The sequence below is a fragment of the Bradyrhizobium sp. PMVTL-01 genome (genome assembly GCF_051861855.1).
Lineage (GTDB): Bacteria > Pseudomonadota > Alphaproteobacteria > Rhizobiales > Xanthobacteraceae > Bradyrhizobium.
The window spans coordinates 989,320-1,003,116 of record NZ_CP193982.1 but is presented as its reverse complement, the minus strand read 5'-3'; the positions used below and the strand labels follow the sequence as shown (position 1 = coordinate 1,003,116).

The window sequence follows — 13,797 nt, the reverse complement described above, 5'->3', positions numbered from 1 at the left end:
GGGGCGAAGCCTGAGCAAGGGACGAAGCCTGAGAAGATGACCCGGTTTGACGGCGAGATGTCGCCAGCGTTCGAGATCTTCGAGCCCGCCGAATGGCGCGCGCCTGTCATCTTCAACTCGCCCCATTCCGGCTCGACCTATCCGGACGAATTTCTGGCAGCGTCGCGGATCGACCTGCCGACGCTGCGGCGCTCGGAAGATTCGTTCATGGACGAGCTGATCGGCCACTTGAGCGCGCGCGGCTTTCCAACCGTGCGGGTCAACTTTCCGCGCTCCTATGTCGACGTCAACCGCGAGCCCTATGAGCTCGACCCCCGCATGTTCACCGGCCGCCTGCCGAGCTTTGCCAACACCCGCTCGATGCGGGTCGCCGGCGGCCTCGGCACCATTCCGCGCGTGGTCGGCGACGGCCAGGAGATCTATCGCGACCGCATCCTGGTCGACGACGCGCTGGGGCGGATCGAGACGCTGTACAAGCCCTATCATCGCGCGCTGCGCCGGCTGATCAACAAGGTGCACCAGATGTTCGGCACCGTGGTGCTGGTCGACTGCCATTCGATGCCGTCGGTCGGCGTCAGCAGGGACGAGCCGCGCCGGCCCGACGTCGTGATCGGCGACCGCTACGGCACCAGTTGCACGCCGCTGCTGCCCGACAGGGTCGAGGAGACCATGACGGGGCTCGGCTATTCGATCGGCCGCAACAAGCCCTATGCCGGCGGCTTCATCACCGAGCACTACGGCAACCCCGCGAGCGGCCTGCACGCGGTGCAGCTCGAGCTCAATCGCGCCATCTACATGGACGAGCGACGGCGCGAGCGCAGCCCGCGCTTTGCGAAAGTCGCCGCCGATTTCGCGGTGCTCGCCGACGTGCTGGCCACCACGATCCCGTTCGGAGATCTCGGCCCGTTCCAGGCCGCGGCGGAATAGACGACAGCTTTTCTTTTCGCGCGCTCGGCGCGCGCATCCGGCGCGAACGCATTTGCGCTTCGCCTTGTTGCGCGCTCTGAAACGAAAGCAGGGCCAAAGAAAAAAGGGCCGCTTCTGATGAAGAAGCGGCCCAAGTCTAGGGAGGAAACGCCCAAGGAGGGCAGCGGTAACGCAGAGCGCTACCGCACCGCAACAATATGCGGCCGCGCCGCACAAAGTGCAAGGGCTTTTGCGTCGATTCCCATGCACTACGCACATGGCTCAGTTGCTTTAAGAGAAACCTAGATTCAGTTCCTTTGATAAGGAATTTCAATTGGTTGATCATCATTTGCATACAAACAAGGCATGGTCGGAACCAAGTTTTCAACTCTGTGATCGATATTTGGCCAGCAAATGGCTCACTTGGGGCAGCCATGTCGGGTATTCAAAATACCGGGGTGCAAATCAAGACAGCGCTGCACGCGAGAGGCGAATTGAGCTACGCAGGAGCGAGCTTCACACTGACTTTCGTTTCGAGGAACTCGCCGTGACGGTGATCGACTTCTCCGCCTTCATCGGACGGCTCGCCACCGCCGCCGGCGAAACCATCCTGCCGTTCTTCCGCACCTCGCTGTCGATCGACGACAAGAGCAAGACCAAGGATTTCGACCCCGTGACGGAGGCCGACCGCGCGGCTGAAGCGGTGATGCGGCGGCTGATCAAGGCGAGCTTCCCCCAGCACGGCATCGTCGGCGAGGAATTCGGCAATGAGCGCGAGGACGCCGACTATGTCTGGGTGCTCGACCCCATCGACGGCACGAAGTCGTTCATCGGCGGCTTCCCGATCTGGGGCACGCTGATCGCGCTGCTGCACAAGGGCACGCCGGTGTACGGCATGATGCACCAGCCCTTCATTGGCGAGCGCTTTTCCGGCGACAACGGCTCGGCCAATTACAAGGGCCCCTCCGGCGAGCGCCGGCTCCAGGTCCGCCGCTGCGCCTCGCTCGCGGAAGCCACGACCTACACCACCTCGCCGCTGCTCATGAACGAGCGCGACCGGGCCATCTTCGGCCGGATCGAGCAGGGCGCCCGGCTGTCGCGCTATGGCGGCGATTGCTACTCCTATTGCATGCTGGCGGCTGGCCATGTCGACCTCGTGGTCGAGACCGAACTGAAGCCCTACGACATCGCGGCCCTGATCCCGATCGTGACCGGCGCCGGCGGCGTCGTCACCACCTGGGAAGGCAAGCCGGCCCAGGGCGGCGGCCGCATTGTTGCCGCGGGCGATGCCAGGGTTCACGAAGAAGCCTTGCGGCTGCTCAACCAATAACAAAGGCGAGCGTGCTGCTGCCGTCATTGGCATCGGCGCAGAATTTTCCCACAAAACCGATCAAGCTGATCGTGCCGTTCCCGGACGGCGGGCCCAACGAGAGCGCGGCGGGTGAGGGCTTTCGCCTCTCGGGGAATCACCCCGGCGGAGACACCCTCTCCCCAACCCTCTCCCGCTTGCGGGAGAGGGAGCGCACCTCCGATGCAGAACGCGCTAAGCGTCCCCTCACACCGCCTCTGCCCGCAGATGCTCCACCAGCAGCTTCGCCGGCCTTGGCAGCGTCTTGAAGCTGCGCGCGCAGATCACGAGCTTGCGGTTGGCCCAGGCGTCGCGCAGGCGGATCATGGTGAGCGGCATCAGCCTGGCGCAGCGGCGCGCGGCGGATATCGGCACCAGCGCGATGCCGACATCGGCGGCGACCATCTGGCAGATCGCATCGAAATCGCGCATGCGTGCGCGGTAATGCGGGCGCATGCCGAGCCGGGCGGCGTGTTTCGAAATGTGCATCTGGAGCGCGGTGGCGCTGGTCAGCCCGACGAAGTCGCAAGCGCCCGTCTCCTGAAAATCGATCTGGCGACGGCCGGCGAACGGGCCGCGCCGCGATGTCACCAGCGTCAAATGATCCTCGCTGAACACGAAGCGCTCGATGTGGTCCGGCAGCGCATGCTCGGCGGCGAAACCGAGATCGGCGGCGCCCGCGGTGATCGCGGCCGCGATATCCGTGCTCTCGCGCTCCTCGATGTCGACGGCGACGTCGCGGTGCTCGTGCAGGAATGCGGCCAGCGCCTTGGGCAGGTGCTCCGACAGGCCCGAGGTGTTGACGAGGAAATGCACGCTGGCGCGCACGCCGCTGGCAAAGCCCGCGAGATCGCCACGCATGGCGTCGATCTGGTGAATCACCAGCCGGGCATGGTCGAGCAGGCTCTCGCCGGCCGCCGTCAACTCGACGCCGCGGCGCCCGCGCTTGAGCAGCGCGACGCCGAGCGCATCCTCGAGTCCCTTGATGCGCGCGCTGGCCGAGGCGAGCGCCAGATGCGACCGCTCCGCGCCGCGCGTGATGCTGCGCTGGTCGGCGACCGCGATGAATAGCTGGAGATCGACGAGATCGAAACGCATGGGCGGATTTCTCCCCAGCCTTCGCAAGGCCCGAAGGCTGTCTCCGTAAGCTCCAGATTGTGCCTGATCGCGGCTTCGGTCAATGTGCCGGCATGATCGACCCGCTCCTCTTCATCATCGCCGCCGTGTTCCTGGTCGCCGGATTCGTCAAGGGCGTGATCGGGCTTGGGCTGCCGACCGTCTCCATGGGCCTGCTCGCGGTGAGCATGGCGCCGAGCCGCGCGATCGCCATCGTGATCGTGCCGGCCATCGTCACCAATATCTGGCAGACATTCGTCGGCCCCTACTTGCGCGACATCCTCAAGCGGCTGTGGCCGCTGATGATAGGCACCGTGATCGGCTGCTGGCTCAATGCCGGCGCGCTGACCGGTCCTCATGCGAGCTACGGCACGATCGTGCTCGGCGTGCTGCTCATCATCTATTCCGCGATCGGGCTGAACAAGTTCCACTTCCGCGTTGCGCCCAGGAACGAGAGATGGGTCGGCGGCGTGGTCGGCGTCATTACCGGCGTGATCTCGGCCTCGACCGGCGTGCAGGTGATCCCCTCGATGCCCTTCATGCAAGCGATCGGCATGGAGAAGGACGAATTGGTGCAGGCGCTCGGCGTGTTCTTCACCACCGCGACGCTGGCGCTCGCCTTCAACCTCACCGCCGGCGGATTGCTGACGCCGGCCAATGCCGTGCCCGGCGCCGTGGGCCTTGCCATGGCCTTTGCCGGCATGTTCATCGGCCAGTCGGTGCGGCAGCGGATGCCGGCGGAAGCGTTTCGCCGCTGGTTCCTGATCGCGATGATCCTGCTTGGCCTGTATCTCGCCGGCAGCGCGCTGGCGAAGGAGTTCGCGTAATTCGAACGATTTACCGGCTCTCCAGCATTGCGACGCGGATACCGAGATAGATGAAGAGGCCGCCGAGCGCGCGATTGACCCAGGCGATCGCGCCCTCGGAGCTCCGCAGGCGATGGGAGGCCTTGGCCGCAAAGGCCGCGAGCACCAGGCACCACAGCGTTCCCGTAAAGATGAAGATCAGCCCGAGCGTCAGGAAGGCGAGCGGCTTGTGGGGCGCGTCAGCTGCGACGAATTGCGGCAGGAAAGCCAGGAAGAACAGCGCGACCTTGGGATTGAGCGCGTTGGTGAAGACGCCCTGCAGGAACACCCGCCTCAGCGAACTCCGCTCCGGCTCGTCGGTGGCCAACGCCAGCGCCGGCCGCGACCACAGCATCAGGAGGCCTGTCACGACCAAATAGGCCGCGCCGACCAGCTTCAGGATCGAGAAAGCCGTCGAGGAGGCCATCAGCAGGGCCGAAAGGCCGATCGCCGCGCCCGCGACATGGAAAAAGCAGCCGCAACTGATACCGAAAGCGGCGGCGGCTCCGCCCCGCCAGCCCATCTGCATGCTGCGGCCGATCACGTAGACGCTATCGGGCCCGGGCGTGATGTTGAGCAGTATGCCGGACAGGACGAAGAGCCAGATTTCGTGAATGCCCACCATGCGAAATGCCCCCCGGTGCCGTCAAACCGGGCTTAATCGGTTCGCTCCGCCCCGTCCACCGCCGGGATTGCGCAGGATTTACGTCGAATTTGCAATGCGGTTGATACTTTCACACGGCCGCATCTGCTTTATAAAGGCAGGGTTCTTGAAATCCGCGATTCGAGGCGACTGCCACGCCGTGGCCGGTCCCCCTCCCTTGGAGCTCCGAGGATATGGAAAGACGTCTGGCAGCCATCGTCTGCGCCGATGTCGCCGGCTATTCGCGCATGATGGGCAGCGACGAAGCCGGCACCCATGCCGCCTTCAAGGCCCATCGCGCTGCGATTCACCCCATCATCCTCAATCACGGCGGCCGCGTCGTGAAGAACACCGGCGACGGCTTCCTGCTGGAGTTCGCCTCCATCGTCGGCGCCACCGAGGCGGCGATCGCGATGCAGACGCTGATGGCGGAGCGGAACCACCATCTGCCCGCCGATCGCGCCATGCAATTCCGGCTCGGCATCCACATGGGCGACGTCATCGCCGACGAGGACGAGGTCTTCGGTGACGATGTCAATATTGCCGTCCGCCTCGAATCGGTGGCGCGCCCCGGCGGCTTCGCCATCTCGGCCAAGGCCTACCGGGAGGCGTGCAAGCATCTCACCGTGCCGCTGACCGATGCCGGCAACCATCGCTTCAAGAACATCAAGGATGCGGTCGGGGTCTTTACCTGGATGCCCGAGGGCGCGCCCGCGCTCGCGCCGGAGCTTCGGGAGGCATCCGTCCTCTCGCAGCAGTACCGCACGGCGATCGTCGGCGTGCTGCCCTTCGCCAATCTCAGCGACGCCCAGGACGAATATTTCTCCGACGGCCTCACCGAGGATCTGATCCACGCGCTCTCGCTGCAATCCTTCTATCGCGTACTGAGCCGCAACTCGACCTTCGCCTTCAAGGGCAAGAATCTGAGCACGCGCCTGATCGCGCGCGAGATCGACGCCACCTATCTGATCCAGGGCTCGGTGCGGCGCGCCGGCGCCAAGATCCGCGTCACCGCCGAGCTGATCGCGCCGGAGACCGGCGAGCAGCTCTGGACCGGGCGCTACGACCGCGACATCGGCGATTTGTTCGCGATGCAGGACGAGATCACCACCAACCTGTCCGCCGCCATCGCCACCGAGATCGTCCGGGCGGAAGCATCCTCGCCGGCGCGGCTCTCGACCGACGTCTCGGCCTGGGACCGCTTCCTCAAGGGACTGTCGCACTACTACCGGCAGACCAAGGAAGATCTGGCCGCCGCGGTCGACCTGTTCCGGGAGGCGATCCAGCTCGATCCCAAGCTGTCGATCGCGCATGCCTATCTCGCCACGATCCAGATCCAGAGCATCCAGTTCGGCTGGGTCAAGGGCACAAGGGAGATGTGGGCCGAGGCGATGAACCTCGCCGAGACCAGCGTCCGGCTCGACCCGCGCTCCTCCTTCGCGTTCTCGATCCTGTCCTGGGCCCATGCGATGGAGGGACATTACGAGGCCGCGATGGACGCCGCCAAACGGGCGGTCGCGCTCAACCCCTATGACCACGGCGCACGCGGCGTGCTCGGCATCTGCCATTTCGTCATCGGCGAGCATCGCGAGGCGATCGAGCTGTTCTCGATGGCGGCGCAGCGCGACAACAGCGACCCGCGCTACCAATGGGCCGCGCTGAACGCCTTCAGCCATTATCTCCTAAGACAATATGACGCGACCCTGTCGTGGGCCCGCGAGCAGCTCTACATCAACCCGAACCACATGCAGGCGCTGGCGATCCGCGCCGCGGCGCTGGCGCAACTCGGGCGGACCGACGAGGCCGACGAGGCCACCAAGGTGCTCATGACGAACTACCCGACCCTGAACGTTGACCGTCACCTGCGCAATTTTCACTGGAAGCGCCCGGAGAACCTCGCCCATTACCGCGAGGGACTGCTGAAGGCCGGCGTGCCGCTCGGCAAGCTGACCCTGGTCCAGAGCGACGTCAAACGCGCCGCCGAGTCCTGACGAGCCGCGACGGCCCCATCCTGCGCGGCAAGCTGCTCGCGTCCGCTGTTGTTGACAGGACAGTGAAATCAGCCACACTTCATCACACGCTGAAGTAGTATACTCTGCTGTCGGTTTGTTAGGACTTTGCGCGCTTGATCAGCGCGTCTTTTTTCGATTCGCTGTTTTCAGGATTTTGGGCCATGCATGACCGCGCTTCGAAGCCGCCCTTCGACCCCTCGATCCAGGTCTCGCCGAACAATCCCTGTCCATTCCTGCGCGGCCTCGTCGGCGAAGGCTTCGTCGACGGCGGCACCGTCCCGCTGCGGACGCTGTCGCAGACCATCGCGAATGCAAGCGGCGAGACGGGGCTCAAGAAGACCTCGGCCCGCATCGAGGTCCGCGGCGTCGCGCTGATCGCCAACGGCGCCTGTCACATCCTGCAAAGCATCTTCTGGGGCGCGCAGCTCAATGGCTTGCGCGGCGGCCCGCTCGACAAGCTCGGCGCCGGCTCGCGCATCCTCGGCGTCGACGGACACGTCAACGAGGACGAGATCGCGCGGCTCGCCAGCTTCGGCGGCACCTATACCGACCCCGATGGCGGCACAGAGACGGGGCTCGACGCCTCGCAAATCCAGACCTTCATGAAGGACAACCTCAAGCGCGCCGGCAGGCAAGCGCGCTGGTACTACCCGATCCTGATGAAGTTCGAATGGCCAGTTCTGCTCAAGATCATGGGCAAGGGTCAGGGTGATGACCGCTATCTCAGCGTGGCCGAGGTGAGGACATTGTTCAACGAGCGCAAGTTTCCCGACAGGATCACGCAGCGGATGGTCAGCCAGCCGGTCACCCCGCCGTCGCTGATCTTGCGCGCTGCCGGCGGACTCGTCGCCGCGCTCCTCGTCTTTGGCATCGTGGCGCTGCGCTTTCCGGATCAATTCCAGCCGATGCTGCCCGGCATGCTCGGCAACCTGGTGGCGCCGCCATTGCCTGCGCACGTCGAAGCGCGCGCCGCGTACTGGCTCGAGCAGAACTGGGCGCTGGAGGATCGGCACTGGTTTCATCACACCAGCCAGGGCACCGCGACCTTCCCGGTGCCCTATCGCTGGTTCATGGCGCTCGAGCAGCCGCGGCTTCATTTCTTCGCAATGCCCGGGATGCTGCATGACAGCGACCATCTGCAGCGCTTCGGCTTCATCCCGAGCCCGCCGACGATCAACGCCGACGACGCCACGCTGCGCCGGTTCGGCTATGCCAACGTCTACGACAAGACGAAGCCGGTGCCGGCGCGGCTCTGGGAGCCGCCGGTCAACTGGGGTGCCCAGGCCGAGAACGTTGGCGGCCTGCCCGTCGGCTTTGCACGCATGACCGGCGTACCCGATCCCGCGACGGGGCAGATCGGCGAGGACCGGATCGGCCTGACCTGCGCTGCCTGCCACACTGGCCAGATCCACTACAAGGGCATCGACATTCGTTTCGACGGCGGCCCGGCGATGACCGACCTCCGGAAGCTCGAGATCACGACCGGCCTGTCGATCGCCTACACGCTCTACGTCCCGGGCCGCTTCACGCGCTTCGCCGACCGCGTGCTCGGCCCCTCCGCCAGCGATGCGGACCGCGATGCGCTGAAGCAGAAGCTGAGCGCGATCGGCACGTTCCTGGTTGACTGGGAGAAGACCTACACCAAGACCATCGAGGGCAAGACGCGGTTCAACGAGAAGACCAAGCGGGACGAGCCGCAGCAGGACACGGAGGAAGGCTATGGCCGCCTCGACGCGCTCAACCGCATCGGCAACCAGGTCTTCTCCCAGGACATGGCGCTCAGCGGCCTCAGCGGCTTCGAGAAGAATCTGCACGCCAAGGACGCGCCGGTCAGCTTCCCGCCGATCTGGACCGTGCCCTGGCTCAAATACGCGCAATACGACGCGTCGATCGAACAGCCGCTGATCCGCAATTCCGGCGAAGCGCTGGGCGTGACCGCGCTGCTCAATTTGTCCGACAATACGCCCAGGGACACGCTGTTCCGCTCCTCGATGGACATCAAGAACCTGAACTGGATCGAGGATCTGCTGAAGGGGCAGGCGCCCTATCCGAAGAAGCAGCTCTCCGGGCTGACGTCGCCGAAATGGCCGTCGGACATCTTCGGCGATGATGCCTGGAAGATCGATGGCGACCGCGTCAAACGCGGCCGCAAGCTCTATGCGGAGATCTGCACCGAATGTCATCTCGGTCCGGTCAACGATCCCGTGTTCGACACCGAATTTCCGCAGCAAAGCATCTGGTCGTCGGCACGCTGGGAAACCATCGGCGACGACAAATTCCTGAACGAGGTCCAGAAAAGCGCCAAGGGCATGGGGACCGACCCCGCCCAGGCCAACGTGCTGGCGACGCGGACGGTTCAGGTGCCGGGCTTTCTCAAGCTCGATCCCACGCAGAACCTCAATGCCTGGTGGAGTTGCAATCTGCCGGATGTTTCGTCGACCGACATGCCCTACTCGCTCGGCCTGATGGTGCTCGTCGACATCGTCGCCCGCAAGGCGATGGACGATGCCAAGATCGAGCCGAAGGTCCAGCAGGCCTGGTGGGGCAAGCGCAAGAACTGCCCGAATCCCGGTCCGCAGCCGCCCGACAAGAAGGAGCCGGGGCCCTGGTATCGCGCGCGCCCGCTCAACGGCGTCTGGGCCACCGCACCGTACCTGCACAACGGATCGGTGCCGTCGCTCTACTGGATGCTGAGCCCCGCGGCCGAGCGCCCCAAATCGTTCTGCATGGGTGGTGGCCGCGACTACGATCCGAAGCAGGTGGGCTTTGCAGTTTCCGACGGCGAAAGCTGCAAGACCGGGCAGTCGCGCTTCTCGACGCGCGCGTCCGACGGCACCGAGATGTACGGCAACAGCAATGCCGGCCACTCCTTCGACGGCACGCCAGGCCCCGGCAAGGACGGCACCATCGGCCGCGTCCTCAAGGAGCAAGAGCGCTACGACCTGATCGAGTATCTGAAGACGCTGTGAGCTGGCTTTACCCGCTCTTGTCCGCCGAAGCAGCAGCGAAGGCGGATGCAGGAAGCGGTCAGGATACATCCACGCCGTCATTGCGACGCAGCGAAGCAATCCAGAATCTCTCCGCGGAGACAGTCTGGATTTGCTTCGTCGCAAGGGCTCCTCGCGATGACGGAGAATGGGGGCGCTCTCCGAGAGTCCGACTCTCACCGCCCCCGCGGGGACTCCCCCTCACCCCGACCCTCTCCCCGCAAGGCGAGGGAGCGCACCGCCCTCGCGGATAGACCTCACTTGAACAATGGCGTGCCCGGCACGAAGGCGTCGAAGGCGGCCCAGAACTGGGAGCGGTAGCGGTCCTGCTCCTGGAGGATCTCGTGCTTGGCGCCGGCGATCACGAGATGCGACCCGGCGCGCAAGTGATAGGCGAACTCCTCGATCGCCGCGGTCGAGACCACGGTGTCGTTGGAGGCCGCCAGCATCAGGATCGGCTGGCGGATCTCGGAGGGATAGTTCATGCCCTTGAAGGTCTGCATGGTACGGAAGGCGGTGTCGGCCCAGGCGACCGTGGGTGAGGCGAGCCCGAGCGTCGGATCCTCCTCCAGGATCGCGGCGTTGCGTGCATAGCGAACGGGATCGCTCGTCAGGGGATTGTTGATGAAGGGGTCGAGCCCGGTGATGCGATCGCTGCCGCCGGGAACATAGCGGCCGCCCATCCCCATCAGGCGCATCGTCCTCAGCAGCGCCCGCGCCGGAAACGCGGTGGTGCGTCCGGGCAGGTCGATCATCGGCGCCGACAGCACCATGCGGTCGAACCAGCGCTTGCCGGCATGCGCAACCCGCAGCAACACCGTGCCGCCCATGGAATGGGCAAGCGCGAAGAAGGGTGGCGGGCAATCCGGCAGCACCACCTGCTGCACGAAGGTTTCGACGTCGATCTCGAAATCGGAGAAATCGCGCACATAGCCCTTGCGCGGATCGCGCAGCCGCCGCGAGGAATGGCCCTGCCCGCGCCAGTCGATCATCGCCACCGCAAAGCCGCGGTCGCGCAGGTCGCGCACGGTCTCGAAATATTTCTCGATCTGCTCGCTGCGCCCGGTGAAGATGCAGACCGTGCCCTTGCGGCCCGCCGGAGGCGCCCAACGCGCAAAGCGCAGCTCGGCGCCATCGGGCGTCTTGATGGTGCCGCTGACGACGTTTTCGGGAACGGGGTTGGACGGGATCGAGAGCAGCGTCATGGTTCGGAGGGCTGGGCGCGAAGTGCTGCAAATCAAGGGCGGGAGCGCCGAAAAGGCGCTGTTGCCGCCCTCTTGAACGCCGTCTCACCCCACCCATATCACCTTCGTGCAGGCCGCTACCAGTGTTTCGGAACCGGAACATCAGGCTGCACACAGACTAAAGCCCGGCCCGATGGCGGGCGGGTTACCCAACAGTCGCTCAATGGAGGACTTGACCATGCGTACCTACGATCTCACCCCGTTCTATCGTTCCACCGTCGGCTTCGACCGTCTGTTCAACCTGCTCGACCAGGCCGGCTCTGACGGCAGCCCCGGCTATCCCCCCTACAATATCGAGCGCACCGGCGAGAACGCCTACCGCATCACTGTCGCGGTCTCGGGCTTCGCCAAGGACGAGCTCTCCATCGTCGCGAAGGAAAACACGCTGACGATCAAGGGCGAGAAGGTCGCCAACGAGAACTCGAAATCCGAAGTGCTCTATCGCGGCATCGCCGCGCGTGCCTTCGAGCGCGCCTTCCAGCTTGCCGACTTCGTGCAGGTGAAGGACGCCTCGCTCGAGAACGGCCTGCTTCACGTCGATCTCGTCCGCGAGATTCCCGAGGCCAAGAAGCCGCGCCAGATCGCGATCAACACCAGCGCCCCGAAGGCGCAAGTGATCGAGAACTCGGCCGCGCACGCCGCCTAAGCACGGCACGCCACTTCCAGGTTTGAGAAAACGCCCCGGTGCCCCGGGGCGTTTTTTTATTTGCGCCCACCGTGGTCGCGAAACGCCGCGAGTAGCCCCCCGGCTACGCCTCCGTCGCTATTTCGTATCGCCGCAGAATCCAGCGGCAGTTTTCGGTTGAAATGGAAATACAGGTTGGGCCGGCCGCTCTACGTTGCTCCCGCCGCGTAAGCTCGCGCACGCGTCCCGTACGAGCCCGGCCGGGACGCTTCTCACAGGTAAGTGACCGAGCGTAACGCCGCTGCCCCGCGCCCCGTCCTTTGGACATCGAACACCGAAACGAGACGGAGAACGATCATGACCCTTTGGCGCAGCCTTTTCCTCGCCGCGAGCCTGCTGGCGGCCCCTCTCAGCCTTGCCCACGCGCAGACACCGCAGACGGTGAAGGCGAAGAACGTCGTGCTGGTGCACGGCGCCTGGGCCGACGGCTCGAGCTGGTCGGAGGTGATCCCGATCCTCCAGGCCGCGGGCCTTCACGTGACAGCCGTGCAGAATCCGCTGTCGTCCCTCGCCGACTCCGTCGAGGCGACCAGGCGTGCGCTGGCCGAGCAGGATGGGCCGACCGTGCTGGTCGCGCATTCCTGGGGCGGCACCGTGATCAGCCAGGTCGGCACCGATCAGAAGGTCACCGGGCTCGTCTATGTCGCCGCACGCGCGCCCGACGCGAACGAAGATTTCGTCGGACTGTCAAAACAGTTTCCGACCGGCCCCGTGCGCGCCGGCATCATCGAGCGCGACGGCTACACCAAGCTGTCGGAAGAGTCCTTCCTGAAATATTTCGCCAATGGCCTGAAGCCCGAGCAGGCCAAGGAGCTCTACGCCGTGCAATGGCCGACGGCAGCCTCGATCTTCGCCGGCCGCACCACGGAAGCGGCATGGCATAGCAAGCCGAGCTGGTACGCAGTGTCGAAGAACGACTACACCATCAATCCCGATCTCGAACGCTTCCTCGCCAAGCGCATGAACGCCACCACGGTCGAGCTCGACGCCGGCCACCTCTCGCTGGTGTCGCATCCGAAGGAGGTGGCGAATTTGATCCTGGAGGCGGCGGGGTATCCGCGGAGCTGAGGTGATGGCGGAAATGCAAAAGGCGCCTGACTGCTCAGGCGCCTTTTGTTTTGCCCAGCTCTCTCCGCGCGAAGGTGTGATGCGCACTGCCGCGTCAAACTCGCGTCGCGCTAATCCAGCCCCTGCGCGGCCGGCATCTCCTGCGTCGGGTGGATCGTCGGAGCAGGCTTGGGCTCGCCGACGGTTGGCGCGGCGGCTTGCGGCGCGGCCTCGGCGGGCTTTGCCTGCACGGCGGCGGTCTGCTGCGGAGCTTGCGCCTGTGCGGGCTGCTGCGCCACCGGCGCGACCGGCGTCTCGCCGCGCTGCGGAGCCGCCTTGGGCAGCGGCACGGTGCGCTTGGCAACATGCGGAATTGGAGCGGGCGGGCGCGGCGGGCCGCTGCGGATCATGGTCGGCGGCGGCAGCGCGGTCTGCGGGCCGTAAGAGCCGACCGCACGCTCCTCATGGGGCGGCGCCATGCCGTAGGCATCGGCCGCCGGCATGAAGCGGATGATCCGGCCGTCGCGGGCGTCGATCACCAGCCGGCCGTCGTCGCCGCGGCGGTCGACCACCGCGATGGTGTAGACGCTGCCACGCAACCGGGGGATGCCGAGCGGCAAGAAGCCGTTGTCACGCAGCACCGCGTAGACTTCGGTCGACGGCAGCAGTGCCGGGGCCGGGCCATGCTCGTCATAGCCGTAGCCATAGCGCGGCGGCGGTGGCGGCGCGGCGTCGGGCGGCGCATAGGGCCCCTCGAAATCCGACACCACGATCATCGCCCCTCCCGAAATACCGCTCGGGGGAACCTGCGCTTGAGCCGTGCCTGCGGCCAGCGCCAGCGCGGCAGCGGTGATACATCCTGTGAAAAACTTCATGGTGGAGACGCTCCTGTCAGGCCCCCGAACGGGGTGAGCTCTTTCGCTTCTTGCGGCGTGGTGCGCCCCCCGGAGGGCCGATCCGAAGC

General features: G+C 65.5%; 11 protein-coding genes and 1 pseudogene. 8 read left to right on the top strand and 4 right to left on the bottom strand.

From position 1 onward, the window contains the following. The first annotated feature begins 36 nt into the window (after positions 1-36). The 3 genes and pseudogenes from ACRQ5Q_RS04690 to ACRQ5Q_RS04680 form a co-directional block, all read left to right on the top strand. Entirely contained in the window at positions 37-927 is an 891-nt protein-coding gene (locus ACRQ5Q_RS04690; protein ID WP_439371295.1) for an N-formylglutamate amidohydrolase, read from the top strand. Positions 928-1,453: 526 nt separating this feature from the next. Then, positions 1,454-2,236 carry a histidinol-phosphatase gene (gene hisN, locus ACRQ5Q_RS04685; RefSeq protein WP_439371296.1) on the top strand — a complete coding sequence of 261 codons (783 nt, stop codon included), beginning with the start codon at positions 1,454-1,456 and terminating at the stop codon, positions 2,234-2,236. Further along, positions 2,233-2,346: pseudogene (locus tag ACRQ5Q_RS04680) on the top strand (tripartite tricarboxylate transporter substrate binding protein); the annotation flags it as partial. The gene hisN and the pseudogene ACRQ5Q_RS04680, both read left to right, overlap by 4 nt. Positions 2,347-2,461: 115 nt before the next feature. Here ACRQ5Q_RS04680 and ACRQ5Q_RS04675 read toward each other — a convergent pair. Further along, the gene (locus ACRQ5Q_RS04675; RefSeq protein WP_439396248.1) at positions 2,462-3,352 is read right to left on the bottom strand and encodes a LysR substrate-binding domain-containing protein; all 891 of its coding nucleotides are present in this window, start codon (positions 3,350-3,352) and stop codon (positions 2,462-2,464) included. 92 nt (positions 3,353-3,444) lie between these two features. Here ACRQ5Q_RS04675 and ACRQ5Q_RS04670 point away from each other — a divergent pair, with 92 nt between their 5' ends. Then, a complete protein-coding gene (locus ACRQ5Q_RS04670) occupies positions 3,445-4,197 on the top strand; it encodes a sulfite exporter TauE/SafE family protein (RefSeq protein ID WP_439371299.1) in 753 nt (250 codons plus the stop codon). Positions 4,198-4,207: 10 nt separating this feature from the next. On the opposite strand, the gene ACRQ5Q_RS04665 is transcribed toward ACRQ5Q_RS04670, so the two are convergent. Beyond that, positions 4,208-4,840 (bottom strand): LysE family translocator, encoded by a 633-nt coding sequence (locus tag ACRQ5Q_RS04665; protein ID WP_439396246.1) that lies wholly within the window; start codon positions 4,838-4,840, stop codon positions 4,208-4,210. 212 nt (positions 4,841-5,052) lie between these two features. Here ACRQ5Q_RS04665 and ACRQ5Q_RS04660 point away from each other — a divergent pair, with 212 nt between their 5' ends. Together ACRQ5Q_RS04660 and ACRQ5Q_RS04655 are read left to right on the top strand one after the other, a co-directional pair. Next, a complete protein-coding gene (locus ACRQ5Q_RS04660) occupies positions 5,053-6,849 on the top strand; it encodes an adenylate/guanylate cyclase domain-containing protein (protein ID WP_439396245.1) in 1,797 nt (598 codons plus the stop codon). Between the two features lie 182 nt (positions 6,850-7,031). Next, complete coding sequence (locus ACRQ5Q_RS04655) at positions 7,032-9,839, top strand: di-heme-cytochrome C peroxidase (RefSeq protein WP_439371304.1); 2,808 nt, start codon at positions 7,032-7,034, stop codon at positions 9,837-9,839. Positions 9,840-10,114: 275 nt separating this feature from the next. On the opposite strand, the gene ACRQ5Q_RS04650 is transcribed toward ACRQ5Q_RS04655, so the two are convergent. After that, on the bottom strand, positions 10,115-11,062 hold the full coding sequence (locus ACRQ5Q_RS04650) for an alpha/beta fold hydrolase (RefSeq protein ID WP_439371306.1): 948 nt from the start codon (positions 11,060-11,062) through the stop codon (positions 10,115-10,117). Positions 11,063-11,279: 217 nt separating this feature from the next. Here ACRQ5Q_RS04650 and ACRQ5Q_RS04645 point away from each other — a divergent pair, with 217 nt between their 5' ends. Beyond that, the gene (locus ACRQ5Q_RS04645; protein ID WP_439371308.1) at positions 11,280-11,747 is read left to right on the top strand and encodes an Hsp20 family protein; all 468 of its coding nucleotides are present in this window, start codon (positions 11,280-11,282) and stop codon (positions 11,745-11,747) included. Positions 11,748-12,083: 336 nt separating this feature from the next. Then, on the top strand, positions 12,084-12,854 hold the full coding sequence (locus tag ACRQ5Q_RS04640; RefSeq protein ID WP_439396244.1) for an alpha/beta fold hydrolase: 771 nt from the start codon (positions 12,084-12,086) through the stop codon (positions 12,852-12,854). 110 nt (positions 12,855-12,964) lie between these two features. Here ACRQ5Q_RS04640 and ACRQ5Q_RS04635 read toward each other — a convergent pair whose 3' ends face one another. Next, positions 12,965-13,708: a hypothetical protein gene (locus ACRQ5Q_RS04635; RefSeq protein ID WP_439396242.1), complete on the bottom strand. Its 744-nt coding sequence runs from the start codon at positions 13,706-13,708 to the stop codon at positions 12,965-12,967. Positions 13,709-13,797: the final 89 nt, after the last annotated feature.